Here is a 23,209-nt window from a genome sequence, read left to right as displayed (position 1 = left end):
CGTAGCCGGCACACATTGCTGGAAAGGATCGACCGGCGGTTATTAGCCCCGCCCGGGATAATAATGCCCGGGAGAGTTCGCCGCCTCGGCTTGAAATGGCGGCTGCGGATGGACAATGTCGCCCACGCGTAACCTCAGCGTAGGGCGAGCCACGCCCTCAGCGGAGCGAACGACCTGCCTTACCAGCAGCTGGTCTGCCCTGCTTTCTGTTCGACAGGCCGGTCCCTCGACGCTAGGTTGGGCCTCATGACTGAGAATCCAGATGCAGACAGGGACCGCCGCGAGGAGGATGAGCCGGCCAAGGGCTCACTCTCCGGCGGCAGCGCCCGCGAAATCGATGGCGAAATCGACGCGCCTGATGCTGATCGTGAGGATCCCCAGTAGCCTTTTCCGGACCGCCCTGCGCGGCCCCGGGCCGCTCCCCCCGTTCAGCGTTTCGCCCCGGAACCCGGCAGCTGTGCCGGATCCAAAGACGCTTGATGCGCTCACCGCCGCGGGCGCTACCCACCACACCTTTACACGCCCGAACACCGTAGCCGCACAGCTTTGACCCCCGCATCACCAGGTAGAGGAGCATCATGACGGACCAGTACACCTTCCGAAACCCTGTCACAGCCTACGATCACATCGAACCGCCCAAACAGCACCAGCCCGAGCCCGGGCTGGACGCCGAACTCGTCCCCAAAGCTGACCTCGGAGAAGAGAGCTATCGCGGCACGGGGCGCCTCGAAGGCCGAAAAGCGATCGTCACAGGAGCGGACTCGGGCATCGGCGGAGCAACGGCCATCGCCTTCGCCCGCGAGGGCGCCGACGTCGTGCTGTCGTACTTGCCCGAGGAGGAAGAGGACGCCGCCCGGATTGCCGGGCTGATCGAAAACGCCGGCCGCAAGGCGGTCCAGGTACCGGGGGACCTGAAGGACGCAGCCATGTGCCGGTCCCTGGTGGAGACAGCGCTGCGTGAACTCGGCGGCATTGACATCGTGGTGAACAATGCAGGCAAGCAGATCGCCCGGGAAGACATCGGCGATATCAGCGACGAGCAGTTCGACCACACCATCAAGACCAACGTGTACGCCATGTTCTGGCTCACCAAGGCGGCGGTCCCGCATTTGCCGCCGGGATCGACCATCATCAACACCACATCCATCCAGGCCTACGACCCCTCGCCGACGCTCCTGGACTACGCCACTACCAAAGCCAGCATCAACAACTTCACGAAGGGGCTCGCCCAGCAGTTGGCGCCCAAGGGCATCCGGGTCAACGCCGTGGCACCCGGACCGATCTGGACACCGCTGCAGGTCAGCAGCGGCCAGCCGAAGGAGGCCTTGCCCGAGTTCGGCAAGGACACCCCGCTGGGCCGCGCGGGCCAGCCCGCGGGACTGGCACCGGCCTATGTGTTCCTGGCTTCCGCGGAATCCAGTTTCGTCGTGGGTGAGACCCTTAACGTCAACGGGGGCAGCCCCACTCCCTGACACCCCGGGGGACCCAAACACAGCGGCCGCTGTTTCTTCCGTGTGCCCGGGGAGGATCGTTCTATCCCGATATTACGGCGCCGCGGGGCTGACCCGGCGGGCCTCTATTCGTCGTGACGACCCGTTCCCCGCGGGTGTCCGGATGCTCCGCGTTTTCCCCTTCCTGCGGAGGATCCGGGTTGGCCGGCATTTTCGGGAGAATAGGTGCTGATCGTTCAGCCTTCCCCCGCAGGGCGACTCTGGACTATTTGCAAGCATGCTGATAATTCTGGAACCGTCCGAGGCTGGTTAGGATCCGGCCAAGGGGATGGGCCGGAGCTGAGGCATTTCCTGTCGCGACCGGCAGGGCACAGAGGACGGTCCGCGGCTTCCGCGCCCGGACGCGAACCAACAATGTTCCCGCCTGAAGGTAGAGGAGGAGTGACATGGTCGACCGGATAGCCAATATTTGGGGAACCCGGACCCCGTACTCGCGGGACAGTTTATGGCCGGTCCGGGTGGACCAGGTCCTGGACGACGGCATCGCTGAGGACGGTGTTGACCGGTGGGTGCAGTCCGCCTGCGTCCTCTGCAGCAACGGATGTGCCTGCGACATCGCCGTCAAGGACGGCGCGATGGTCGGGATCCGCGGCCGGGCGCAGGATCTGGTCAACCATGGCAGGCTGGGACCGAAGGGGCTCTTTGCCAGCCGCCAGGGTGTGTCGCACAAGGACCGCCTGACGAGTCCGCTGGTCCGCGAGAATGGGCAACTGGTCGAATGCGACTGGGACACGGCGATGCGTCGGATTGTGGACCGGAGCAGGGACCTGCTGGCGGAGCGAGGTCCGCTCAGCCATGGCTTCTACACCAGCGGGCAGCTGTTCCTGGAGGAGTACTACGCGCTGGCCGTGATCGGGAAGGCCGGCATCGGCACCCCGCACATGGACGGAAACACCCGGCTGTGCACTGCTACCGCGGCGGCGGCCATGAAGGAGTCGTTCGGCGCCGACGGCCAGCCCGGATCCTATACCGATATCGACAGCTGCGACGCGCTATTTCTCTATGGCCACAACATGGCCGAGACACAAACGGTGCTTTGGTCCAGAGTCCTGGACCGGATCGCGGGCACGGACCGGCCCCGGATCGTCTGCGTGGATCCGCGCGACACGGAGGTCGCCCGCCACGCCGATGTCCATCTGGCCATCCGGCCCGGCACGAACCTTGCGCTCATGCACGCCCTGGTCCGTGAGGTGCTGGCCCAGGGCTGGGATGACGCCGGCTATGTCCGCGACCACACCTTGGGCCAGGACGCTCTCCGGAAGGTGGTCGAGCCGTGGACGGCCGAGGCGGCTGCCGCCGTCTGCGGTGTCCCGGCGTCGGACATCAGGGACGCAGCCAGGATCTTCGGCACGTCCGATCGGATTGTCTCCACGGTGCTGCAGGGCTTCTACCAGTCCTCGCAGGCGACGGCGGCGTCGTGCCAGGTCAACAACCTGCACCTGCTGCGCGGGATGCTCGGCCGCCCAGGGTGCGGGGTCCTCCAGATGAACGGCCAGCCCACGGCTCAGAACAATAGGGAATGCGGCGCGGACGGGGACCTGCCTGGATTCCGCAATTGGGAAAATCCCGACCACATCCAGGAACTGGCCCGGCTCTGGAACGTGGATCCGATGACCATCCCGCACTGGGCGCCGCCGACGCATGCCATGCAGATCTTCCGCTATGCCGAACAGGGCTCGATCGACTTTCTGTGGGTCTCGGCGACGAACCCTGCAGTGTCCATGCCCGAACTGCCCCGGATCCGGAACATCCTCGCCAAACCCGATCTCTTCCTCGTCGTCCAGGACCTCTACCTCACCGAAACAGCACAGTACGCGGACGTGGTGCTTCCGGCAGCCGGGTGGGGCGAGAAGACCGGGACGTTCACCAACGTCAACCGCATTGTGCACATCTCCGACAAGGCGGTTGAGCCTCCAGATGGGGCGCGCAGCGACCTGGACATTTTCCTCGACTACGCGCGCAGGATGGATTTCACGACGTTAAATGGCGGGCCGCTGCTGGACTGGGCCGGGCCAGAGGACGCGTTCGAGGCGTGGAAAAACTGCTCCCGAGGACGCCCGTGCGACTACACCGGAATCACTTACGACAGGCTGCGCGGCGGCAGCGGCATCCCCTGGCCCTGCAACGAGGACCACCCCGACGGAACGGACCGCCTGTACGGAGACCGCGTTTTCCCCACAGACCCCGACTATTGCGAAAGTTACGGCCATGACTTGCTCACAGGCGCAACGGTGGGAGCCCAGGCCTTCCGCGCCCAGGGCGCCGGTGGGCGGGCCCTGTTCAAGACCGCCCCGTTCCACCCGCCGCACGAGGAACCCGACGCAGACTACCCGCTCCGGTATACGACCGGGCGCACCGCGTACCATTTCCACACTCGCACCAAAACGGGCCGCTCCCGGCCCCTGGCCGACGCGGCACCGCGGGCCTGGGTAGAACTGGCCCGGGAGGACGCGGACCGGCTCGGCATTTCCGAAGGCGACCTGGTCCGGGTCACCTCCCGCCGGGGCCGGATCGAGGTCCCCGCACGAGTCAGCGGCATCGCGCCCGGCACCGTGTTCGCCCCGTTCCACTACGGCTACTGGGACACCGGCGGCCGCCCCGGGACCCACCCGACGGCCGCGAATGAACTGACCCTGACCGAATGGGACCCCGTATCCAAGCAGCCGATGTTCAAAAACGCGGCGGTGACCGTGGAGAAGATCGGCGATGCCACCGGACCGGCGCCGGCCCCGACCACCACAGCGTCCCGGCCCGCCGCGGCGCCTGGCACCGCGCCGGTCCCGGCCACGGCCGGCGGCGACGGGGCCCAAGCCACGGAAACAACGGACATCGAACCTGCACCCCAGTTCCCCGACGCGCTCAGAAACACCACGGAGGGTGGCCGGCCGTGAACCTGAACATCTACCTGGGCATGCTCCGTCAGGCCGAGAACACGCTCGCCGATTCCTTCCGCCAAGTGGCCGAGGGCCACGGGGCCGAGCCAGATGTTCACTTCCTCTGCCGCACCCTGGCAGCCCAGTGCGACCGGCACGGGGAACTCCTCGGGCCCGTCGTGCAGCGCTACGGCGAAAACAGCTCCGACAACGAGCCCGAACGGCTCCACGCCCAGGGCCTGGCCACAACCCGGAACGGTCCCGTCGGTCTCCTGCGCGACCTGCAGGACCTCTACCTGCTGGCCAGCCTCGTCGACGTCACCTGGACGATGGTCAAACAGGCCGGGTCCGCGCTGCGCGATATAGAGTTACTCGCCGTCGTGGAGAAATGCGACGCCGAAACGGCCACCCAGCTGCGCTGGCTGCAAACCCGGATGAAACAAGCCGCACCCCAGGCCCTCATCGCAGCACGCTGAGGCCATCGAAAGGGACCACACGGCGGCGTCCGGAAGGATGACCCCAACGGACTCACTGCGATGGAACCCGGGTAGGGGTGCCCCGCCACGTTGCTAACGTTGCAGCGCTGTGGTCCGCAGGTCGAAGGATCGTCGACGAACGTCCGGGTCTCACTGACCGGCGTCGGTGAACCGTTCCGCCGCGGTTTCCAAGAGGAGACCCTCGAGTTCGCGGAGCTGTGCCGTTGCCCGGTCCAGCAGACTCGCCACCTGCTCCTGTCCAACGTGCGGGTCCGTGCGGGACAGGAGACCCAAGGTCCTCCAGAGCAGCGACTTGCCCGTGACGGCACTGATCAGCGCTTCGAGTTCCAATTGTTCGGCTGCGCCGATCCTGGCGTGGAGCGGATTGAGCGGGCCTAGGGACGCGAGGTGCGCCCCTGTCCAGGCGAAGGGCTTTTTGTAGGCCGGGATGCCTAGACCGAGCCCCTCGGTGATGCCCTCCAGGGTTGCCTTGTCGGCACTGATTTCCGTCGCGAGCCGCGCGATGGTACTGCCGCGTGGCGAGTCCTTCCACGTCTTGGCCGCCTGTTCGAAGAGTCGCTCCCCCGCCGCCGCGGCTATCAAGTGACTGTGCAGGTACGCGGCCAAGGAACTCTCCCCGGTTGTGCCCTTGCCGTGCTGTCCGGCGTTCATGGTCATATACCTTTCGTCCCTCGGGCTCCTGTGCGGTCTCGGGTCCCCAGTGACCTAGAACGTGGGGGCGCCGGGTTCAGCGAGCGGCTGCTCGCGCTCGATCTGGGCGATCTTTGGATCGTTCTCGTCGGCGCCGTAGTCCGAGCTGCGGGTGATGTCATTCCCACCAGGGAGCTTCATTGCGTGGAAGAGCAGAGATAGGCCGGTGGCAACCACAAGGTTTATCGCAAACGCCACAACGGCGATGTAGACCTGTATGTCGGTTCCGGGGATGGCCGCGATCGAGCCCCCGAAGTAGGCCTTCGTGACCGGGTTGACCACGTTGTACGCCGCGATGGTGCCATAGATGATTCCGGCTGCCCAGCCGCCGAAAAGCGCCCATCGGTGGAACCAGCGGGTGTAGAGCCCGGCCACGATCGTCGGGAAGGTCTGCAGGATCCAGATGCCGCCGAGGAGCTGCATGTTAATTGCTGCCGACTGGTCCATGGCAATGACGAAAATCAATGCACCGAATTTCACCACAAGCGACGCAATCTTGGACACCTTTGCTTCCTGCCGGGGAGTGGCGTCGGGCTTAATCAGATCGCGGTAAATGTTGCGGGTGAACAGGTTCGCCGCGGCTATCGACATGATCGCGGCCGGGACCAGAGCCCCGATGGCGATGGCGGCCAGGGCGATTCCGGCAAACCAGGCCGGGAATTGATCCAGGAACAGCTGCGGGACCACCAACTGCGGGTTGACAGCGCCGTTCACGTCAACGGGATTGGTTCCGGCGAAGATGGCCACGTAGCCCAGCAGAGCCAAGAACCCCAGCATCAACGAGTACAGCGGCAGCACCGCGGCATTCTTCCGGATCGTATTCCTGCTCTTGGTCGCCAGGACGCCCGTGATCGAGTGCGGGTACATGAAAAGCGCCAAGGCCGAGCCCAGAGCCAGCGTCCAGTAGGCCGAGTAACTGTTCGCGCCCGGAATGAAGACTCCAGTGGGTTTACCGGTGGCAGGGTTGACCGCAGCGAGTTTCGCCTCGGCAGAGTCGAAGATGGGACCCCAGCCGCCGAACTTGATCGGCAGGTAAATTACCGCGACGATCACCGCCAGATAGATCAGCAGATCCTTCACAACGGCGATCAGGGCCGGAGCCCGCAGGCCCGAGGTGTACGTATACGCGGCCAGGACCACGAACGCGATGATCAGCGGCAGGTCGGTCAGCAGTACGTTCTCCGCACTGCCCAGGCCCAGCACCGTGAGCACGGCCTTGATTCCGACTAGCTGAAGCGCAATGTAGGGCATCGTCGCGACGATGCCGGTGACGGCGACGGCAAGGGTCAGCGCCCTGCTGCCATAGCGGCCGCCGACGAAGTCGGCCGGCGTGACAAACCCATGCCGGTGCGAGACGGACCACAACCGGCTCATCAAAAGGAACACGATCGGGTACAGAACGATTGTGTACGGCACCGCGAAGAATCCGCTGACGGCGCCAGTGGCCCACATTGCAGCCGGAACGGCCACGAAAGTGTAGGCAGTATACAGGTCGCCGCCGAGCAGGAACCAGGTCACCCAGGTTCCAAACCCGCGGCCCCCAAGGCCCCACTCGTCAAGGCTGTGCAGCCCTGTCCCCTCTCCCCGCCGCCACCGCGCAGCCACGAACCCCAAGACCGCCACCAGGACGAAGAGAATGATCACAATGGTCAGTGGAACCCAGCTAATGGGCCGGTCCGGAGCGGCCAGCGGCACGGCTGCCCCGCTCATCGCTCCTCCTCATCACCGGTCACGCCGCGCACGGATTCGCGCCGGCGGCGATCCTCCTTGCCGACCAGCCAGTAGGAGATCCCCACCAGGGCCGAGGTGATCGGAATCCACATCATCTGGTACCAGTAGAAGAACGGCATACCGGCCAAACGCGGCTCACCGACAGAATACGCGGGCACATACAACGGAATCACAATGGCGATGGCCAACAGGATTCCGGTGACGACATATGGACCGGGTCTGGCCGGCCCGCGCGTTGGCACATCGGGACTGGACATCGACGCCTCCTCATTGAGACGGGCCCCCGGAGCGGGAGGACTTCCCGGGACGTGCCGGCGGCCTGTGGACCGTCTGTCACAGCGGTCTTTACACACAGGATAGACACTGGATTTATTCTCCAACAGGGCAAATGCATCCGCCTCCGACGGCGAGGAGCAAGCCAACAGCGGCGCCGATGTCCCCAATTCAGGTTGGTTGCCCAATCAGCCCCCCACGCCAGACTTCAGGCCGTCGACACGAGCTGAATACGATCCGCCAGCCGATCGACGCTCAGCTACGGTTTGGCCTTGTCCGCCACCGCGCGGGACCGTCTGGCATGAAAGGGTCGCCCCGGCGGAGTCCCAACGATCCAGTCTGATCTGTGAGGCCACTAGCGGCGGATATTGAGCACTGACGCGCCACCGCCCACGAGGTATTGCGTGCTACTAAGCATGCTGATTAGATCTTGATATCGGCCGCATTCCACGACCGGCAACCGAAAGGACGGACAGTCATGGGAATTCTTGCATTCCTCATTCTCGGCCTTATCGCAGGAGCTATCGCCAAGGCGGTCCTTCCCGGCCGGCAGGGAGGCGGCTGGGTGATCACACTCGTAATTGGCGTCGTGGGCGCCATCCTCGGAGGCTGGATAGGTTCGTTGATCTTCGGCGGAGGCCTCGCTGACTTCTTCGATTTGCGGACCTGGCTCCTCTCCATCCTCGGGGCCGTTATTGTGCTCTTGATCTATGGCGCCGTTGCCGGCCGCAGAAGCAGGGCATAAGGTCCACCGGCCCATTGCTGCCCCTGCTCAACCAAGGCGCAAATGTTCTTTCAGAGGACGGAGAATAGATCGGCTCCATCGGCCAGGCCTTCGTGGACAACAATGACGGACAGCCGAGCTGGGTAACCGCCAGGACGGGCCTATTCGGAATGTCCGAATCCTTCGTACCCCTGGAAGGAGCCCGAACAGAGGGAAATGACATCGTGGTCCCCTACAGCAAAAACCAGGTCAAGGACGCGCCGAGGATCGACGCCGATCGGCCACTGGAGCCTGCCGAGGAAGGCCGGCTCTACCAGCACTATCAGCTCGACACCGGACGCACTTACACCGAGGCGACGGCAGATGCGGCAGATTCCACCCCCGACCCCGGAACGCAACGCACCGGGACACCGACCACCACCGGGTACAACGCCACCACCGACGAGACCTTGGCCCCCGCCACACAAGACACCACCGCAACAGACCGCAGTACTCCCCCTGCCGCCACCGGCACCCCGGATACGACGCCACCGCGCCCACCACTGAAGACACCACAACCCGGCCCCAGCCGCGCCCGGCAGGGGGCGGCGCCGAACAGCCGGCCGCGGGCGGGGCACGCCTGCGCAAATACGTCACCTCGGAATACGAAACCAGGACCGTTCCAGTGCAGCGCGAAGAAGTACGGATCGAGCGAGAACCGATTACGGAGGAAAACCGCAACGACGTAGCGGACCGTGCGGACGATGAGAACGAGATCATCCTCCACGAGGAACGAATCATCGTCACCAAGGAGACTGTCCCGGTCGAACGGGTCCACATCGGCACGGAAACGGTCACCGAAGACGTGACCATCAAGGAGAAGGTCCGCAAAGAACACATCGACACCGAAGGACCCGAGGAGAGCGGCGGCTAAACCCTAGAACCAGCAAATGCCCCCAGGCAGGAACAGTCGCACTTGCCTGGGCGTTGGATCGAGCCCGTTGGAATAGGATCGGGCCTACCTGCGCCTTGGCACTGAGCTCCATTTCGGTGGCGCCAGGGAGTACTTGAGCACCGGTTCCATTGCCCCGCATTGGGACTAGTCTGTTGGCAAGATCTTCATAGAGGAGGGCCCTCATGAGCGCCTCTGACGAATTGGCCGCAATCGAAGCGGGGTCGTCGACAAGAACGTCCGGGACCGGCCCTACCTCCTGAATATGCCAGTCTGATGGGTGCCCGCCAGGACGGCCAGACCGGCACCCACCGGCGGGACGTGCCGGACATTCGCGGACGAGGGCTGGGCGGACCGCTTGGATGTCATCGCCGCGTTGTCGGGATCGCTCTCCGCGTTGCCTATATAAGGTATCGGTAGACCGTGGCGCGGGATGCTCCGAGCATCTTGCCGATGTCGCGGGCGCTGATTCCTTTGCCCTTGAGTTCCTTGGCCCTGGCAGCGGCAGCGTCGTCCACTTTGCGGGGTCTTCCGCCGTGGCGGTTGTTGGCGGCGGCCAAGACGTGCGGCACGTTTCCTGGGCACGGTGATCGACCGGCTTACGGGCGCCTGCCGTGGTGCGGCGCATCCTCTGCAGAATGTCCACATCATAGAACATTTTTGCTCAAATTATGGACACATCCTCTAGCCTGCACTGTATGGACGACAGCCGGATAACCCAAGAAGATCTTCCACCCTTTATTGATGCCGCGTGGCTCGAGGCGAACCGACGTAACGTTGTCACCGCTGATGTTCGCTGGTACCTCGACGGCGGGTCGGGCCGTGCAGCGTACGACGGCGGGCATCTTCCAGATGCGGTGTTCGTGGACCTGGCCGCATGGCTGTCGGGCAATTCGGGACCACACGGGCTGAACCCGCTTCCCGACTCTGAAGTGTTCGCACATGGAATGTCCTCCTTGGGAATCGGCGACGACACGACCGTCATCGCCTACGACGACGCGGGGGGAGTCATCGCCGCGCGGCTCGTGTGGATGCTGCGTGCGCTCGGGCACCGGGCGGCGTTGCTCGACGGCGGGATTGCCGCATGGACGGGACCGCTGGAGACGACGCCCGTGGAGCCGGCGCCCGCGACCTTCACGCCGTCTCCGTGGCCCGAGGCCCGTCTCGCCCAGCTTCAGGACATCACCGCAGGGGCTGCCGGGATCATCCTCGACGCCCGCAATGCCGACCGCTTCGACGGAAGCGTCCAGCTGCCCACCGATCCCCAAGCCGGACACATCCCCGGCGCAGTGAACGTCCCGTGCCGTGGGAACCTCGCCCCCGATGGACACCTGCGCCCGATCGCCGAGGTCCGACGAGCGTTTGCGAAGGTTGGGATCGAAGACGCGACTGCCGTCATCTCCTACTGTGGCTCAGGCGTCACGGCCTGCCACAACCTTCTCGCTCTCGAGCATGCAGGACTCGGCCGCGGCCGTCTCTACGCAGGCCGGTGGTCAGAGTACGGAGCCGAGCCTCGCCGCCGAGCCGAGCTTGGCTGACAACCGACCTACGATGCCCGCTCGGGTCGAAACCACGACCTCCATCCTGAAGAGTGGAGACAGTCTCAGTCTGGCCCGGTAAGGGATCCTTGGGTTCTTGCGGTGATTGCAACACTTAGCGGATGGGTGTTGTCGTGGCGAGGTATTCAATTTATGTAAGACCGGATCTTCTGCAGCTGTTTTGGGCCGGGATGCAGGCCGGCGATTTCATCACGGACGCTGTTGTGCCGATCGATACGAGCAGGCGGACCGGTCGCCGGGTCCTGGCCGAAGCCGGGGGTGTCAGGCCACGCCGCGGCCGGGATCTGAAGGGCAGGTGCCTGACCTTCGCCCAGCGTGAAGAGATCGCGGTGCTGCGCGCCCAGGGACACTCGCTGCGCCGGATCGGGGTCGTGATCGACAGGTCGGCCTCGACGGTGTCCAGGGAGCTTCGGCGCAATTCGGTGGCCGGGTTGCCCTGCCGGGCAACATCGGCTCACGCGTTGGCGTATGAGCGGGCTTCGCGGCCGAAACCGTCGAAACTGCACACGAACACGGTGTTGCGTGCGAAGGTGGAAGAGGACCTGAAAAAGAAGTACTCGCCGGAGCAGATCGCAGGACGCCTGCGGGTTGAGTTTCCCGATGAACCGGAGATGCGGGTGTCACCTGAGACCATTTACCAGTCCCTCTACGTTCAGTCCCGCGGAGCACTCAACCGTGATCTGGCCGCGTGTTTACGCACCGGACGTGCGCTCCGGCAGCCCTGCAGGAAGGCCGGTCAGCGGAAGAACCGGATCCCGGGGATGGTCAATATCTCCGAGCGTCCCGCGGAGGTTCAGGACCGTGCGGTGCCAGGGCATTGGAAGGGTGACCTCATCATCGGCAAGGGCAACCAGTCCGCGATCGGGACCCTCGTGGAGAGAACCACCAACTACACGATGCTCGTTCACCTGCCGGATAGATACAAAGCAGAACAAATGCGTGACGCCCTGGCAGCCAAGATCAAGACGCTCCCCGAGGCGCTGAGGCATTCCCTCACCTGGGACCAGGGCATCGAAATGCAGGACTGGAAAACCGTGAAAGTGGACGCCGGTATCGACATTTACTTCTGCGATCCGCACTCACGCTGGCAGCGGGGCATCAACGGGCCTAGTTGTTGCATGCGAAACGGAAGGCAGTCCCGAGTCCTATCCATTCCAGGTGCTTTTTGACTCTGCAGGGGGCGACGTGATGCCCGGCCGCACGCCGGTTGAGGAGAGCGTGCGGCCGGAGTCTTTGGGTCGAAGGCGGAGCAGGGGTCGGCATTTCGGGGCTATTTTCAATGTCCCTCTTCGCGCTGAGAACAGCCTGAGAGCCGACCCTCCACTGTCCCGCATCCCACCGGCCGGACCGGAGCCGTCAGCCCACACGTTTAGGTGGTCGGCCCGGGCGGGTTCCCACGCCACACCCGGGTCAACCACCGCCGCGCGGCGCGCCCCACTGCGGGCGGACGGCCACGGCTTGCAAAACCTACCTCCGCACCCGCCGCGCGGCAAGGGCCCGAGGCCCACCGGATCAGAGTGCCCGCGCTGCATCGACGCATGGGAGAGCCCCGCAGCTAGTGTTGACGAGAACGAGGCAAATAGAATCTGGCTGGAGGTCACGGTTGCATGAGCGAACCTCCAACGTTGAGTTTTACTCTGACGTACGCCGCCACACTTGGAGTGGCGCTGCCATTCTTCCTGGCTCAGATCATCGCCATGAGCGCACTACTGGCCTTGGCCGGAATCAGCGCTGCGCTGGCCGGGACAGTCCAGTCCATGGCTCGGCTCCTGTCACGGTTCTGATGGTTGTGTCACGTATTTCTGGCCCCTCGAGGGCGGTTGAAACTTGCCCCACCCTGCGATGACTGGGAAGTCTTGTCGCGGGCCCGTCTTCGGTGCCTCATCGACTTGGGGTCTCAGTCAGGGCGCCGCGGACGAAGGAGTTTCAACGTTGGAACCCGCTGGGGGTTGCGACCGGCAGATCTGCCGTCGTGCTAGGTGAGCCTTGCGGCCAGCTCCTGGTATGCGGGGTGGAGTTCTTGCCACCGCACCCGTGCGTCGCAGCGGTCACGTCCGGCGAGGTAGGCGGCGAGATCTTCGACGTGGATCTGGTCTCCTGCCCCGTAGGCGGCGATCTGCTCCAGAGGCAAGCCGCGGTCCTCAATAACCAGGATGGTTTGATCGCCGTCAGCGCTAAGCGTCGCCTCGATCACGCCGTCCGGTTCGTCTGGGGCCGTGGTCAGAATCCGGAGCCACTGTGGGGGCTGGCACACTTCCACACGACAACTGCCTTCCCACCCGCTGGCAAAGTAGCGGGCCCTGAAGTCACCGCCCTCGCGAAGATCGCCTTCTACCTCGCCGAGCCAGCGGGCGAGACGGCCGGAATCGGTGAGCGCCGACCACACGTCCTCCCTATCGGTGTCGAACCGGACCTCAAGTCGCACGATGCCGTTGCCCTCCACCGCTCGCAGGGTGCCCAGCGTGCGCACGCTTCCAGGGGTGTTGTTGGTCACGGGGTGCTCCTTCGCTCACGCTTGCCGCGTGCTATTTCGGTGTGCAGGACATCCAGCCGCTGTTCCCACAGGGCCACGTATCGATCCAGCCAGTCGTAGATCTCAGTGAGCGGCTGTGGGCGGAGGGAGTAAACCCGCCGTTGCGCTTCTTGGTGCACCTCGACCAGACCCGCTTCTCGCAGCACCCGCAGGTGCCGCGAGACACCCGGGCGTGCAATCGGCAGGAGCGCTGCCAGTTCACCCGCGGTTGCCGGGCCGTCAGCAAGGGCCTCCAGCATTCTCCGTCGGCTATCATCCGCGAGGGCCTTTAGAGCGGCTTCCATGACCCTTTTGTACCAAGTCGGTTACGTACCAGTCAAGGTACTTAAGCCGCCTTCGATTCCATCCGGACCGGCCTTCCGCCGCATCCATCCACTGGTGAATCCAACGCTGAAGGCGGTCACAGGTAACCGTCGCAAGTGCCCGGCGGGTCACCAAGTGGGGCCAGAAATAGCCGTCCTGTCTCTGGAAAACGTGCGGGGGCCCAGCCGTGGAGTCCCGAGCCCGAGAGGCTTCACAGGGCTTACTCAGGGGCTACAGACACAATGTTGATTCTGGTGTGGAACGGTAGACGCCACTTGACACCTGGCCCATTGGGAGCCGGGCCAGAGAGAAAGCCGGAACCGATGAGCCAGAATGTCGCAAAATTCTTGGGCCGGAGCCGCGCGGCACGACCGGCGGCGCTGATTCTTGCTGCAATCCTCGCCGTGGCGGCCACGGCTTGTGAGCCCACCCCGCCAGGAGGCGGGCCATCGCCGGGCCAGGGCAAGACAACGGCCGCCCCCGGCACTCCTACGACAACCCCCTCCCCACAACCCACACAGGCCTCGGGGAAACCCGGCCACGTCTTCGTGATCAACCTGGAGAACCACGACTACAACGACGTCTGGGGCCCCGAGTCGGCGGCCACCTACTTATCGAAGACCCTGCGCGCACAGGGCGTGCTGCTCTCCCAGTACTACGGGACAGACCACAACTCCCTCCCCGACTACCTGGCCCAGATTTCCGGGCAGGGCTCGAACGCCATGACGCGCGCCGATTGCCCTGTATATGCCGAGTTCCAACAAACCGGGACATCCGAGGCGGGCCAGGTGCAGGGTACCGGCTGTGTGTACCCCGCTTCGGTTCCCACCCTTGCAGGCCAGCTCAGTTCCGCCGGCAAGACCTGGAAAGGCTACATGGAGGACATGGGCACGCCCTGCCAGCATCCCGAGCCCGGCTCCACGGACGACCATCACAAGGCGAAGGAGGGCGACCAATACGCAACGCGCCACAACCCGTTCGTGTATTTTGACGAAATCACATCGTCTCCGGACTGCCCGAACAACGTGGTGGACTACACCCACTTCGCTGATGACCTGAAGTCCACGGACACGACACCGAACCTTTCCTACATCACACCCAACCTGTGCAACGACGGACACGACAGCCCCTGCGTCGACGGCAGCCCGGGCGGCCTCGAAAGCGCCGACAGCTGGCTGCAGCAGCAGATCCCCGCCATCCTGGACTCCCCCGCCTACAAACAGGACGGGGTGCTGGTCATCACCTTCGACGAAACCGAAGCCAAGACCTCCGGCCCGTCGGGAGTCACCGGAGGCACCGCGGGCGGCCGCGTCGGCGCACTGGTGATCTCCCCGTTCACCAAGGGCGGGACGACGTCGGACACGATGTACAACCACTACAGCCTGCTCGCCAGCATCGAGGACATCTTTTCAGTACCCCGGCTCGGATACGCGGGGGCACCGGGCCTGAACAGCTTCGGCCCGGACGTCTTCAACGCCCGGTAACCGCCCGCGTCACCGAACCTCCACATTGCCGTTCCCCGATCCGGGGCTCCCACAGTGCAAGAAAAAGCGCAGCTTCAGAACCTACTGTTGCGTTGTGGCACAGCAGCCCAGTCAGGGGCACGCCACAACGTCATTTCACCCTCAGAATGACGAAGCGCACCCCAGAGACCGGCTCCACCTCCCTTAAAGATGGAGCCGGTCTGAGCGGACCATGGAAAAACGCGCGGAGCGATGCCCTGCAGCTAGCGATCGACTTCGCCCAACGACAGCTGAGGACACCGGAGGAACTTGATCTCGACTTCGATCTCAGTGACTAGGAGTCGCGGCGCGACCTATGCGGATGGGGCCCATGGTCAGCGGAGCGTGCGCAGGTACCGTGGGCGCACGATTCGCTGCCCGATTCGACGGAGTGGGTAGGGTGTCCGCCAGGGTTGGTGTGAGGCCGCCGGCGTCGGTGAGCACCCCGGGCGGGGTCACCCCTTTCCGATTTCTTGTAGCGCCCACGAGTTGCCGTCGGGATCGCTGAAGTACGCGAACTTGACGCCTCCCATGTCCTCTATTTCGGTCACGGCGGCCCCGTGCTTGATGAGTTGGTCGCGCGCCGCAGCGATGTTTTCGACCACTAGGTGCAGGCCCTTGACCGTGCCGTCGTCTGGGCTGCTGTTGGCCATTCCGGCGCCGATGACTATGGAGCATGCTGAACCGGGTGGCGTGAGCTGCACGATCCGCATGCCGTTCCCGGGCTGCACGTCATGATCCAAAGTGAAGCCGACGGTGTCCGTGTAGAAGGTCTTACTCCGCTCGACGTCTGCTACCGGCAGCGGCACCAGTTCCAATTTCATTGGTACGCGCATTTACCTCTCCTAATTTTCGTCAAATGACGCTTGGATCTTGGGGTGAGCCTGTTCCAGCTTCCTCTGCCCGGTTGTGACGAGGCGGTACGGCGCAACTCTGATCACACAACTATTCAAGGCCGTGCGGGTCAGGGGTCGATCCGGCGTATTTCGATCGGCCAAAACTTGGCCTCTCCGAATTTTCCGGCGATTTCCACGGCGCGGGCCATGCCCACACAGTCGACGATGTAGTAGCCGGCCACGATTTCCTTGGTCTCAAGGTACGGACCGTCGGTCACGGTGCAGGTGCTGCCGTCACGTCTTACGAACTTCGCCTCTTCACCGAGCTGATGTGCCTCCACGAACTCACCGGATGCCCTGAGTTCCTGCTGCAACGAGGTATGTGCCTGCATGATCGCCTCGATTTCGGACGGGGAGAGTGCGTTCCAGGTGTCAACGTCGTTGGGGATCAGCATGAGGTGTTTCATTTGTACTCCTTCGCGGCGGTGCGGGGATCGGGTGGGGATGGGGACCCGGCGCTTGTCTCGGCCAGGCGTTTGGAGAGGTAGCGGCGCTCGGCCTCGGAGGGAGCGAGGTCACGGGCCCGCTCATACTCGAAGCTGGCCTCTGACTTTCTGCCAAGGCGGCGCAGGAGATCAGCCTTCGCCGCGGGCAGGAGGTAGTACCCCTCGAGGGACCGTGTCCGGTCCAGCTCGTCGATGAGGTCAAGTCCTGCTTCCGGTCCCTGAGACATCGCGACGGCAACGGCACGGTTGAGCTCGATGACCGGTGACGGTGCAATGTGCGCCAGGCGGTCATACAGCTGTGCCACCCGGGCGAAGTCCGTGCTGCCAGAGTCCGGGGCGATCATATGGCAGGCAGCAATGGCGGCCTGCACACGGTAGCTACCTGCTCGGGAACGGCGTGAAACGCCCATTTGCTCCGCGGCCGCCAGCAGCGCCACAGCCTCCGCGACCGCAACCTTGTCCCACAATCCGCGGTTCTGCTCCTCAAGGGTCACCAAGTCCCCTGCGGCGTCCGTCCGCGTCCCCCGCCGGGCATGGTGGAACAGCATGAGCGCAAGGAGGCCCAGGGCCTCAGGTTCCTGCGGGGACCCGTCGAGCAACACAACCAGCAGCCGGGTCAGGCGAATCGCTTCCCGGGCGAGTGGTTCGCGGATCAGTAAGTTGCCCCCGGTGGCCGAGTACCCTTCGTTGAACATCAGATACAGCACGGCCAGGATTCCGGCGGTGCGTTCGGATATCAGCTGCGGCGGCGGCACCCGGTATGGGATCCCGGCATCGCGTATCTTCGCCCGGGCCCGAACGAGCCGTTTGGCCATGGTTGCTTCGGAGACCAGGAACGCGCGGGCGATCTCCCCGGTCGCGAGTCCCGCGACTGTGCGCAAGGTCAGGGCCACCCGGGCCTCAAGCGGGAGGGCCGGGTGGCAGCAGGTGTGAATCAGCCGCAGCGTGTCATCCTCTGCCGCCGTCCCTATGCCGGCCTTGTCTTCGAGCCCTTCGAGCTCGGTGAGAATGGCGAGTTCACGGACCGCCCGCCTTTCGCTGGCGGCGCTCCGCATGCGGTCGATTGCCTTGTTCTTGGCCACGGTAGTCAGCCACGCCCCGGGATTCCTGGGAACGCCGTGCTCCGACCAGTCGACGAGGGCCCTGGCGAACGCATCCTGGACACAATCCTCGGCCAGGCCCCAGTCGCCCGTCACGCGGATGAGGGTTGCGGTGATTCGTGCTGCCTCACCGACGGACGCGGCCTCCACGACGGCCCGCACGTCCGTCAGCTCCGGCGCGTCTTCCCTACCCTGATCATCAATGCCGGCCTCGGGGCGAATCACTATTCCCCGAGCGGCCACACGGGCCTGATCTCGATCTTGCCGAACCGGGCCATGGGGTGCTTGGACGCCACCTCGATAGCCTCATCAAGATCGGCACAAGCGATGATGTCATAGCCCGCGATCCATTCCTTCGTCTCCGCGAACGGCCCATCCGAGACCACCACTTCGCCCCCGCGCACCACTACCGTGGTTGCGTCCTCGACAGGACGCAACCTGTCACCGTGACGGGCGACGCCCCGCGCCTCCATCTCGGCCCCCCATTCGACAATGTTGTCCTCGGCGGCCACATATTCCGGCGCTGTGGGATCGCTACAGATGAAAAGCATGTACTCCACGACGTCTCCTTCTTTCGTTAGTTACATCAGCACGACGACCGGGGAGCCGCCAAAAGGACATCTGGTGGGAAATTCTTTTCCGGGGCCATCCCCACGCATTCAACGCCAGGGCTCAGCACGAACTCAAGGCGGCGCGGATGTCCCAGACCGCGAACGGCTTCCCGTCCGGGATGAGATCACGTCGCCACGAGGGACGATGTCCAGTATCGTCGCGCGCCCGGCGGGAACATAGGCTCTACATAGGCTCGGGGTTCTCACCATCGGCCGAGTGGGTTAGCCTCAACGTCGTTTTCCAAGTTCCCGCCGTATTGGGGTCGATGGCAGCCTAGGCTGGGGCGCCGTTGAAGAACTTGATCAGGACCGGTGCGACAGCATCGCTGGCGACTGCGTGGTCCTGGCCTTCCAGCTTTTCTTTTTTCATGCCAGGAACGGCTGCGGCGACGGCATTGATGGCATTCCCGGCCCAGGAAGGGCTCGCACCACCGTAGATCCCGAGCGTGGGAACCTGAATATTCGACAGCCTCTCCGGGACGCTGCCGTCGGCCGTGAGGGTGAGGTCATACGGCAGGGTCTGGGCAACGCTGAGGAGCGCGGGCCACCACGGCATGGTTTTGATTCCTTCGTCGAAGTCAGAGCCGGTATGGCGGATGAACAGTTCCACGGCGGCTTCCCGGTCTCCCCCGTTCAGTGCCTCCTGGACCCGGTCCCTGAAATTTTCCCAAGGTTCTTCGGGGGCATGCCCGGTCAGATATGGCGGCTCGTAGGCCGCCAATTTGGAGATGCCCGCTCCGGCAGCCGCTGCTTCAAGAATCAGGATGGCACCCGAGGAATGGCCGTAAGCGTAGGCCGAACCGCCCGCCGCGGCTATCAGCGCTTCCAAATCCTCTAGTTCACGGCCGGGACTGTAGGGAAGGGTGTCGGAGCTCTCGCCTCTCCCCCGACGGTCATAGGCGTACACGGTGAAGTGCGGGGCCAGCCAAGGCACCAGCCCGTCGGCCGAACGCCGGCTGTTCAATGCACCGCCGATAATGATCAGAGGTGGTCCTTCACCTGTCCGTTCGAAGGCGATTTTCGTGCCGTCGGCCGAGCTCAGAAAGTCAATCATTTGCGCGTCCTGTTCTTCAGTGCCGGATGTCGGGCCGGTTCGGGTGAATGCTGAAGTTCATGCCGTCCCCGAACGGAAAACTCACCGTAACATCCCCTCCCTGTAAGCAGCAGAGGCGGTGGATAAACGGATCCGTGGGTAGCGGCCAACGAAACCCGACCGCGGTCCATCAAGACCCGCGACGGCATCGCAGATTCCGGCGCTGGCGAGCAACCCGAACAAGAACTCGTCCATCGTGGACAACAACCAAGAAATGTCGCAGACACAGTCAGTGCCCGATTTGGACCGAGCCTGCGTCGGACACCATTGGAACCTCTAGCTGGCCGCGCCAGCAGAGGCCGTCACAGGTTGGAGCGCGGCGGAAACCACCATCTGAGTTCGGCGGGAGTGTCTTGGGTGGGCTTCTCGCAACCGAGTTGGGCCGCCTGACCCGACGTTCCCTCGCGCCAGGCGGCCATCTGCTGTCGGCTCAGTGCGCGCCCGGACCGGGATGGACCGCAGCTTTGCCTAGACTCGGTGAATGTCTGAGATCGCAAATCTGAAGGACAGCGCCGAACACCGCTGGCCGGCCGTAATCGGGCTGCTCATCGCGCTGGGCCTCTATGCCGCCCTTCCCAGCGCCTTCCTGCCGGCCATCCGCTACACGGTGGTGGGAATCGGACTCCTGATGCTGATCCCCCGCTGATCCTCAACCCCCGCCGCCTGCACAAAGAGACACGCTGGTCCAAACGATTAGCGACGAGCCAGGCACTCCTCCTCGTCGCCGCCAACGGCGTCGCCCTGGTGCAGCTCATCATTCTTCTGACCGACTCCGGCAGCGGCGACGGGCGGCGCACGCTCCTTCTGGCAGCACTGCAGATCTGGGTAACGAACATCATTGCGTTCGCCTTGGTTTCTGGGAAATGGACCGCGGCGGACCGGTCGCACGGCGCAATACCCACCGGGGCAACCTCCCGGCCGCGGACTTCCGGTTCCCCCAAGACGAAGACCACGACGCCGTCACGGAAGTTGCGACACGGTCCGCTGGGTCGCTTCTTTCGTGGATTACACCTACTTCTCCCTGTCCAACTCCATGGCCTTCAGCCCCACCGACACCATGCCCCCGTCGCCGCGGACCAAAATGATGATGGGACTCGAAGCCGCCGGAGGCTTCGTTCTCCTGGCCCTCGTGATCGCCCATGCCGTCCCCCTGCTGGGCTAAGCCTCGATCCGACGCATTCCGGGCGCTGCGGGAGGGGCGCAGCAGGCCATATCTGCAGCCTTCGATGAGTATGGACTCATGACACACGCACGTTTGGCGACTCTCGGCACCAAGCCGGGCGCGCGCGATGGCCTCATAGAACTCCTCACCAGGCGAGCCGACGGGCTTGCGGAACTGGGTTGCCTCCTCTACGAAGTAGGGGTAAACGACGACCAACCCGACACGGTGTTCGTTGCCGAGTTGTGGATATCCGAGAGCGCCCACAGGGCCTCCCTGGAACTAGACTCGGTCCGGAGCAGCATTGCCGAAGCGATGCCGCTGCTGTCGGGATCGATGAGCAGCCAGGGTTTCGAAGTCGTCGGATCTCCACTGCACGATTGAGGTTCGGATTTTTCGATACCGGTTCCTGATCAAAACGACGCTAGGCCACTTTCTGTGGTGCCTCGGCACAGCCTTGCGCGAAGGCTTCCCAATACGCACGCCGCTAAAAAGCCGGCCCGGAACTTCGGTGTTCCTGGCGACGCGGCTTTCGTGATCGTTCGAGGGTGTCGCGCCGGATGGCCCCCCGCTGGAGCGTGACTGCAGTGGTTGGCCCAGCGGCGGACCGCCCGGAATTTCCAGGTTCGATGACTCTGGGAACATGAGTTACCGGACGACTGTATTGGGGGATCCAGCCGCCCGGACTCACTTCAACGTTACTCCGTTTCGTCGGTGAATAGGGTGAAGTGGATCTGCCCACGTCGCTACCGTGCAGGCCCAGCAGGCAGGCGTCGCAGTACGGCCGGACTGTCGGGTCTTGTGAAAGAGAGGCGACCACTGATGCGGCGATGTCCCGGAGTTTGACGTATCTGGTGCTGGAAGCAATTTTTAGGATTTTTATGGCCGTGTCCTGACTGCAGCGGTTTTGCGCCATGATGGCGCCGGTTGCCAGGTCGATGATCGTCCGGGATTCTATGGCAGCGGTGGGGTTTGTTTTCGCCTCGGCCAGTTGGCTGATCCGGACCGCGAGGCGGAGTGCTTTGGACGCGTGGTATGAGTACGCTTCGACCGTGTCGATATCCTCATCGGTGAAGCCATGGGACCGGGTGGAATACAGGTTCAGGCCCGCTTCTGCTTCTCCCTCAAGGACCAGTGGTACAGACAGGCCGGATCCCACACCCGCCTCCAGCGCGGGCGCCGTGTAGGCGGCCCAGCGGTGCTCGTTGGTTAGGTCCGGAACATGTACGACGACTTGGTTGCGGGCGCTACCTGCGGCGTCTCATCGCAAACCGCCCGACGCCGGGTGGAACGGTTTCTCGCTTCCGGTTACATCACGCTGAGGTGCGACGCGTCCTCCGCAGCGAACCGGGGCCTCCGGGAGGTGACGTTGATGCTCAATGTCCCGGCGCAATACGTTGACGATGCCGGCCGTTACTTCGCCGCCCAAACAAATTGCCGGCTGAGCGCCCAGGTTCTCGGCGCACAGAACCTGGAGGTCACGCTGTGGGTCCGCGACTACTTGGAGGCGCCGGCGTTTGAACGGGAACTGGCCGAGCGCGCGCCCGGCAGCATAGTCATCTCACGTCAGGCTGTGGTCCGGGCGTACACGCGACTTGGCCATATCCTCGATGAATCCGGACGGAGCCTCAGCGTGGTGACGCCGCCGCCGTGGAGGCACGACACACCACAGAATGCCACTGGCTTGCCTCGGGCTGCACAAAAACATTGGGCTGCACGGCGGGAAGAGGAAGCGTCGGCGACCGGCCGTCGGCGGCGGGTTTGACCGCGGCTCACCATGGAGCGAGACGCTGATGGGGCGACGGCGGGGTCAGGTCTACGATTTTGAGAGCCGGCCGCACGTGGGTTGAGGTTGGACGTGCGGCCGGGGCCTGCAACGACGCCAGAGGGCCAGATCTACAGCGTCCAGATACTAATCTCCCCCCTCGGCCTGAGAACAGCCTGAAAGTCTTTGGGCGCGTAAACCAATCCCCCCACTGCAGCCATCGAATCCCGGACCATTATCGACCTGGCGACCGGCGCCATCATGGCGCAGAACCGCTGCAGCCAGGAGACCGCCATCAAGATCCTGAAAAACGCTTCCAACACGCGAAACGTCAAACTCCTGGACATCGCCGCCTCGGTCGTCGCTTCACTATCCCAGGACCCGAGAGTCCGGACGCACTTCGACGCGTAAGCACGTTGCTCAAAAGGCCGGAAGCGCACCGGTGCGGGAGGTAAAACAGCGGTATCGACAGTGCGGCGCGGCAACGCCGCACCTGCGGCTTCGATGTAGGTGGCGATAGGGTCTACAAGCCCGCGGGGAAACGTCCCCCGCGAGGGTGTCCCGCACCTGTCAGGCCCCCAGACCAAGGTCCCGCCCGCGAACACCGGCAAATCCTGAGGTCGGCATAGGACCCGCCCGAGAAAATGCCCGGTGGCTGGGGATAAACGGTACGGGCACGACCATGACCGGACTGCTGATCGGATATGCGCGCGTATCCACCAACGACCAAGACCTCACCGCCCAGAACAATACCCTGGCCGCTCTGACGACGCCGAGCTCCGCGGCTACTGGGAGAAACTCTCAGCACCGGCATGAGAGTTGCGGTCTCCAGTGACTCCTTCCTCGCCTCGGGACCGACTCTGGACCTGAGTTCGGGTATCTGACTCCGCCAGGCGGGCGTCCGGCTGGGGCGGGCCATGACGTCGGCGCTTCGTGAGGATCGAAGACGTATCCACGCGGCTCACGTACGCCGCTCATTCACGCCCCGGCGGCTCGGACACCTTGTCACGAC

At 64.2% G+C, this 23,209-nt stretch carries 27 protein-coding genes and 3 pseudogenes; 17 read left to right on the top strand and 13 right to left on the bottom strand.

Annotated elements, in window-relative coordinates:
* Positions 1 to 246 precede the first annotated feature (246 nt).
* The 4 genes from AC1DEM_RS09215 to AC1DEM_RS09200 all read left to right on the top strand — a co-directional run bounded on the left by AC1DEM_RS09215 (position 247) and on the right by AC1DEM_RS09200 (position 4,860).
* Positions 247 to 384: a hypothetical protein gene (locus AC1DEM_RS09215; protein ID WP_476884090.1), complete on the top strand. Its 138-nt coding sequence runs from the start codon at positions 247 to 249 to the stop codon at positions 382 to 384.
* Positions 385 to 578: 194 nt separating this feature from the next.
* Positions 579 to 1,472 carry an SDR family oxidoreductase gene (locus AC1DEM_RS09210; protein ID WP_476884089.1) on the top strand — a complete coding sequence of 298 codons (894 nt, stop codon included), beginning with the start codon at positions 579 to 581 and terminating at the stop codon, positions 1,470 to 1,472.
* Positions 1,473 to 1,897: 425 nt separating this feature from the next.
* The gene (locus tag AC1DEM_RS09205) at positions 1,898 to 4,402 is read left to right on the top strand and encodes a molybdopterin oxidoreductase family protein (RefSeq protein WP_476884088.1); all 2,505 of its coding nucleotides are present in this window, start codon (positions 1,898 to 1,900) and stop codon (positions 4,400 to 4,402) included.
* Positions 4,399 to 4,860: a hypothetical protein gene (locus tag AC1DEM_RS09200; RefSeq protein ID WP_476851062.1), complete on the top strand. Its 462-nt coding sequence runs from the start codon at positions 4,399 to 4,401 to the stop codon at positions 4,858 to 4,860. Before AC1DEM_RS09205 ends, AC1DEM_RS09200 begins: the two co-directional genes overlap by 4 nt.
* 150 nt (positions 4,861 to 5,010) lie before the next feature.
* Here AC1DEM_RS09200 and AC1DEM_RS09195 read toward each other — a convergent pair whose 3' ends face one another.
* The 3 genes from AC1DEM_RS09195 to AC1DEM_RS09185 are packed head-to-tail and all read right to left on the bottom strand — an operon-like array spanning position 5,011 to position 7,559.
* Positions 5,011 to 5,532, bottom strand: a complete 522-nt coding sequence (locus AC1DEM_RS09195) for a hypothetical protein (RefSeq protein WP_476851063.1) — start codon at positions 5,530 to 5,532, stop codon at positions 5,011 to 5,013.
* A gap of 54 nt (positions 5,533 to 5,586) precedes the next feature.
* A complete protein-coding gene (mctP, locus tag AC1DEM_RS09190) occupies positions 5,587 to 7,281 on the bottom strand; it encodes a monocarboxylate uptake permease MctP (RefSeq protein ID WP_476851064.1) in 1,695 nt (564 codons plus the stop codon).
* A complete protein-coding gene (locus AC1DEM_RS09185) occupies positions 7,278 to 7,559 on the bottom strand; it encodes a DUF3311 domain-containing protein (RefSeq protein ID WP_476851065.1) in 282 nt (93 codons plus the stop codon). Before AC1DEM_RS09185 ends, mctP begins: the two co-directional genes overlap by 4 nt.
* Before the next feature lie 494 nt (positions 7,560 to 8,053).
* Between AC1DEM_RS09185 and AC1DEM_RS09180 the strand changes: the two genes are divergently transcribed.
* Positions 8,054 to 8,320, top strand: coding sequence for a GlsB/YeaQ/YmgE family stress response membrane protein (locus AC1DEM_RS09180; RefSeq protein ID WP_476851066.1), 267 nt, complete (start codon positions 8,054 to 8,056; stop codon positions 8,318 to 8,320).
* A 598-nt stretch (positions 8,321 to 8,918) separates the two neighbouring features.
* Positions 8,919 to 9,212 carry a YsnF/AvaK domain-containing protein gene (locus tag AC1DEM_RS09175; protein WP_476851109.1) on the top strand — a complete coding sequence of 98 codons (294 nt, stop codon included), beginning with the start codon at positions 8,919 to 8,921 and terminating at the stop codon, positions 9,210 to 9,212.
* Positions 9,213 to 9,631: 419 nt separating this feature from the next.
* Here the strand turns inward: AC1DEM_RS09175 and AC1DEM_RS09170 are convergent, their stop codons facing one another.
* Complete coding sequence (locus AC1DEM_RS09170) at positions 9,632 to 9,802, bottom strand: helix-turn-helix domain-containing protein (protein ID WP_476851067.1); 171 nt, start codon at positions 9,800 to 9,802, stop codon at positions 9,632 to 9,634.
* Positions 9,803 to 9,901: 99 nt separating this feature from the next.
* Between AC1DEM_RS09170 and AC1DEM_RS09165 the strand changes: the two genes are divergently transcribed.
* The 3 genes and pseudogenes from AC1DEM_RS09165 to AC1DEM_RS09155 all read left to right on the top strand — a co-directional run bounded on the left by AC1DEM_RS09165 (position 9,902) and on the right by AC1DEM_RS09155 (position 12,573).
* Positions 9,902 to 10,768 (top strand): sulfurtransferase, encoded by an 867-nt coding sequence (locus AC1DEM_RS09165; RefSeq protein WP_476851068.1) that lies wholly within the window; start codon positions 9,902 to 9,904, stop codon positions 10,766 to 10,768.
* A gap of 122 nt (positions 10,769 to 10,890) precedes the next feature.
* Positions 10,891 to 11,892, top strand: a pseudogene (locus AC1DEM_RS09160) (IS30 family transposase); the annotation flags it as partial.
* Between the two features lie 504 nt (positions 11,893 to 12,396).
* Positions 12,397 to 12,573 (top strand): hypothetical protein, encoded by a 177-nt coding sequence (locus tag AC1DEM_RS09155; protein WP_476851069.1) that lies wholly within the window; start codon positions 12,397 to 12,399, stop codon positions 12,571 to 12,573.
* A gap of 191 nt (positions 12,574 to 12,764) precedes the next feature.
* Here AC1DEM_RS09155 and AC1DEM_RS09150 read toward each other — a convergent pair whose 3' ends face one another.
* On the bottom strand, positions 12,765 to 13,283 hold the full coding sequence (locus AC1DEM_RS09150) for an SRPBCC domain-containing protein (protein ID WP_476851070.1): 519 nt from the start codon (positions 13,281 to 13,283) through the stop codon (positions 12,765 to 12,767).
* Positions 13,280 to 13,606, bottom strand: coding sequence for an ArsR/SmtB family transcription factor (locus AC1DEM_RS09145; RefSeq protein ID WP_476851071.1), 327 nt, complete (start codon positions 13,604 to 13,606; stop codon positions 13,280 to 13,282). Before AC1DEM_RS09145 ends, AC1DEM_RS09150 begins: the two co-directional genes overlap by 4 nt.
* Positions 13,607 to 13,948: 342 nt before the next feature.
* Here AC1DEM_RS09145 and AC1DEM_RS09140 point away from each other — a divergent pair, with 342 nt between their 5' ends.
* Both AC1DEM_RS09140 and AC1DEM_RS09135 read left to right on the top strand, forming a co-directional pair.
* Positions 13,949 to 15,109, top strand: coding sequence for an alkaline phosphatase family protein (locus AC1DEM_RS09140; protein WP_476856338.1), 1,161 nt, complete (start codon positions 13,949 to 13,951; stop codon positions 15,107 to 15,109).
* A 146-nt stretch (positions 15,110 to 15,255) separates the two neighbouring features.
* On the top strand, positions 15,256 to 15,426 hold the full coding sequence (locus tag AC1DEM_RS09135) for a hypothetical protein (protein WP_476884087.1): 171 nt from the start codon (positions 15,256 to 15,258) through the stop codon (positions 15,424 to 15,426).
* Between the two features lie 156 nt (positions 15,427 to 15,582).
* Here the strand turns inward: AC1DEM_RS09135 and AC1DEM_RS09130 are convergent, their stop codons facing one another.
* The 5 genes from AC1DEM_RS09130 to AC1DEM_RS09110 all read right to left on the bottom strand — a co-directional run bounded on the left by AC1DEM_RS09130 (position 15,583) and on the right by AC1DEM_RS09110 (position 19,234).
* The gene (locus AC1DEM_RS09130; protein ID WP_476851073.1) at positions 15,583 to 15,963 is read right to left on the bottom strand and encodes a VOC family protein; all 381 of its coding nucleotides are present in this window, start codon (positions 15,961 to 15,963) and stop codon (positions 15,583 to 15,585) included.
* Positions 15,964 to 16,091: 128 nt separating this feature from the next.
* The gene (locus AC1DEM_RS09125) at positions 16,092 to 16,430 is read right to left on the bottom strand and encodes a YciI family protein (RefSeq protein ID WP_476851074.1); all 339 of its coding nucleotides are present in this window, start codon (positions 16,428 to 16,430) and stop codon (positions 16,092 to 16,094) included.
* A complete protein-coding gene (locus tag AC1DEM_RS09120; RefSeq protein ID WP_476851075.1) occupies positions 16,427 to 17,794 on the bottom strand; it encodes an RNA polymerase sigma factor in 1,368 nt (455 codons plus the stop codon). Before AC1DEM_RS09120 ends, AC1DEM_RS09125 begins: the two co-directional genes overlap by 4 nt.
* Positions 17,794 to 18,120, bottom strand: a complete 327-nt coding sequence (locus tag AC1DEM_RS09115; protein WP_476851076.1) for a YciI family protein — start codon at positions 18,118 to 18,120, stop codon at positions 17,794 to 17,796. The genes AC1DEM_RS09120 and AC1DEM_RS09115 overlap by 1 nt, the downstream gene beginning before the upstream one ends.
* Positions 18,121 to 18,454: 334 nt before the next feature.
* Positions 18,455 to 19,234, bottom strand: a complete 780-nt coding sequence (locus AC1DEM_RS09110) for an alpha/beta fold hydrolase (protein ID WP_476851077.1) — start codon at positions 19,232 to 19,234, stop codon at positions 18,455 to 18,457.
* A gap of 520 nt (positions 19,235 to 19,754) precedes the next feature.
* Here AC1DEM_RS09110 and AC1DEM_RS09105 point away from each other — a divergent pair.
* The 3 genes from AC1DEM_RS09105 (at position 19,755) to AC1DEM_RS09095 (ending at position 20,816) form a co-directional block, all read left to right on the top strand.
* On the top strand, positions 19,755 to 19,919 hold the full coding sequence (locus AC1DEM_RS09105) for a hypothetical protein (RefSeq protein WP_476851078.1): 165 nt from the start codon (positions 19,755 to 19,757) through the stop codon (positions 19,917 to 19,919).
* 354 nt (positions 19,920 to 20,273) lie between these two features.
* A complete protein-coding gene (locus AC1DEM_RS09100) occupies positions 20,274 to 20,435 on the top strand; it encodes a hypothetical protein (RefSeq protein WP_476851079.1) in 162 nt (53 codons plus the stop codon).
* A gap of 78 nt (positions 20,436 to 20,513) precedes the next feature.
* A complete protein-coding gene (locus AC1DEM_RS09095; RefSeq protein WP_476851080.1) occupies positions 20,514 to 20,816 on the top strand; it encodes a putative quinol monooxygenase in 303 nt (100 codons plus the stop codon).
* A 103-nt stretch (positions 20,817 to 20,919) separates the two neighbouring features.
* On the opposite strand, the gene AC1DEM_RS09090 is transcribed toward AC1DEM_RS09095, so the two are convergent.
* Positions 20,920 to 21,531 carry an ANTAR domain-containing protein gene (locus tag AC1DEM_RS09090; RefSeq protein ID WP_476851110.1) on the bottom strand — a complete coding sequence of 204 codons (612 nt, stop codon included), beginning with the start codon at positions 21,529 to 21,531 and terminating at the stop codon, positions 20,920 to 20,922.
* Positions 21,508 to 21,618, bottom strand: a pseudogene (locus AC1DEM_RS09085) (response regulator receiver protein); the annotation flags it as partial. The pseudogene AC1DEM_RS09085 and the gene AC1DEM_RS09090, both read right to left, overlap by 24 nt.
* A gap of 36 nt (positions 21,619 to 21,654) precedes the next feature.
* On the opposite strand from AC1DEM_RS09085, the gene AC1DEM_RS09080 reads away from it, so the two are divergent.
* The 3 genes and pseudogenes from AC1DEM_RS09080 to AC1DEM_RS09070 all read left to right on the top strand — a co-directional run.
* Positions 21,655 to 22,197 carry a hypothetical protein gene (locus AC1DEM_RS09080; RefSeq protein ID WP_476851081.1) on the top strand — a complete coding sequence of 181 codons (543 nt, stop codon included), beginning with the start codon at positions 21,655 to 21,657 and terminating at the stop codon, positions 22,195 to 22,197.
* A gap of 219 nt (positions 22,198 to 22,416) precedes the next feature.
* Positions 22,417 to 22,608 carry an ANTAR domain-containing protein gene (locus AC1DEM_RS09075; RefSeq protein ID WP_476851111.1) on the top strand — a complete coding sequence of 64 codons (192 nt, stop codon included), beginning with the start codon at positions 22,417 to 22,419 and terminating at the stop codon, positions 22,606 to 22,608.
* A gap of 271 nt (positions 22,609 to 22,879) precedes the next feature.
* Positions 22,880 to 22,963 (top strand): annotated as a pseudogene (locus tag AC1DEM_RS09070) (recombinase family protein); the annotation flags it as partial.
* Between the last annotated feature and the right edge of the window lie 246 nt (positions 22,964 to 23,209).

Source organism: Arthrobacter sp. 05T420, assembly GCF_056396305.1.
Note: the sequence above shows the minus strand (reverse complement) of the source record. Positions and strands in the feature narration are given on the sequence as shown.

What these genes read in the sequence shown, in the direction of transcription:
- AC1DEM_RS09215 (WP_476884090.1), top strand. Translation starts at nt 247, where the DNA reads ATGACTGAGAATCCAGATGCAGACAGGGACCGCCGCGAGGAGGATGAG.
- AC1DEM_RS09210 (WP_476884089.1), top strand. Translation starts at nt 579, where the DNA reads ATGACGGACCAGTACACCTTCCGAAACCCTGTCACAGCCTACGATCAC.
- AC1DEM_RS09205 (WP_476884088.1), top strand. Translation starts at nt 1,898, where the DNA reads ATGGTCGACCGGATAGCCAATATTTGGGGAACCCGGACCCCGTACTCG.
- AC1DEM_RS09195 (WP_476851063.1), bottom strand. Translation starts at nt 5,532, where the DNA reads ATGAACGCCGGACAGCACGGCAAGGGCACAACCGGGGAGAGTTCCTTG.
- mctP (WP_476851064.1), bottom strand. Translation starts at nt 7,281, where the DNA reads ATGAGCGGGGCAGCCGTGCCGCTGGCCGCTCCGGACCGGCCCATTAGC.
- AC1DEM_RS09185 (WP_476851065.1), bottom strand. Translation starts at nt 7,559, where the DNA reads ATGTCCAGTCCCGATGTGCCAACGCGCGGGCCGGCCAGACCCGGTCCA.
- AC1DEM_RS09180 (WP_476851066.1), top strand. Translation starts at nt 8,054, where the DNA reads ATGGGAATTCTTGCATTCCTCATTCTCGGCCTTATCGCAGGAGCTATC.
- AC1DEM_RS09165 (WP_476851068.1), top strand. Translation starts at nt 9,902, where the DNA reads ATGGACACATCCTCTAGCCTGCACTGTATGGACGACAGCCGGATAACC.
- AC1DEM_RS09155 (WP_476851069.1), top strand. Translation starts at nt 12,397, where the DNA reads ATGAGCGAACCTCCAACGTTGAGTTTTACTCTGACGTACGCCGCCACA.
- AC1DEM_RS09145 (WP_476851071.1), bottom strand. Translation starts at nt 13,606, where the DNA reads ATGGAAGCCGCTCTAAAGGCCCTCGCGGATGATAGCCGACGGAGAATG.
- AC1DEM_RS09140 (WP_476856338.1), top strand. Translation starts at nt 13,949, where the DNA reads ATGAGCCAGAATGTCGCAAAATTCTTGGGCCGGAGCCGCGCGGCACGA.
- AC1DEM_RS09135 (WP_476884087.1), top strand. Translation starts at nt 15,256, where the DNA reads ATGACGAAGCGCACCCCAGAGACCGGCTCCACCTCCCTTAAAGATGGA.
- AC1DEM_RS09130 (WP_476851073.1), bottom strand. Translation starts at nt 15,963, where the DNA reads ATGCGCGTACCAATGAAATTGGAACTGGTGCCGCTGCCGGTAGCAGAC.
- AC1DEM_RS09125 (WP_476851074.1), bottom strand. Translation starts at nt 16,430, where the DNA reads ATGAAACACCTCATGCTGATCCCCAACGACGTTGACACCTGGAACGCA.
- AC1DEM_RS09115 (WP_476851076.1), bottom strand. Translation starts at nt 18,120, where the DNA reads ATGCTTTTCATCTGTAGCGATCCCACAGCGCCGGAATATGTGGCCGCC.
- AC1DEM_RS09110 (WP_476851077.1), bottom strand. Translation starts at nt 19,234, where the DNA reads ATGATTGACTTTCTGAGCTCGGCCGACGGCACGAAAATCGCCTTCGAA.
- AC1DEM_RS09105 (WP_476851078.1), top strand. Translation starts at nt 19,755, where the DNA reads ATGTCTGAGATCGCAAATCTGAAGGACAGCGCCGAACACCGCTGGCCG.
- AC1DEM_RS09095 (WP_476851080.1), top strand. Translation starts at nt 20,514, where the DNA reads ATGACACACGCACGTTTGGCGACTCTCGGCACCAAGCCGGGCGCGCGC.
- AC1DEM_RS09080 (WP_476851081.1), top strand. Translation starts at nt 21,655, where the DNA reads ATGTACGACGACTTGGTTGCGGGCGCTACCTGCGGCGTCTCATCGCAA.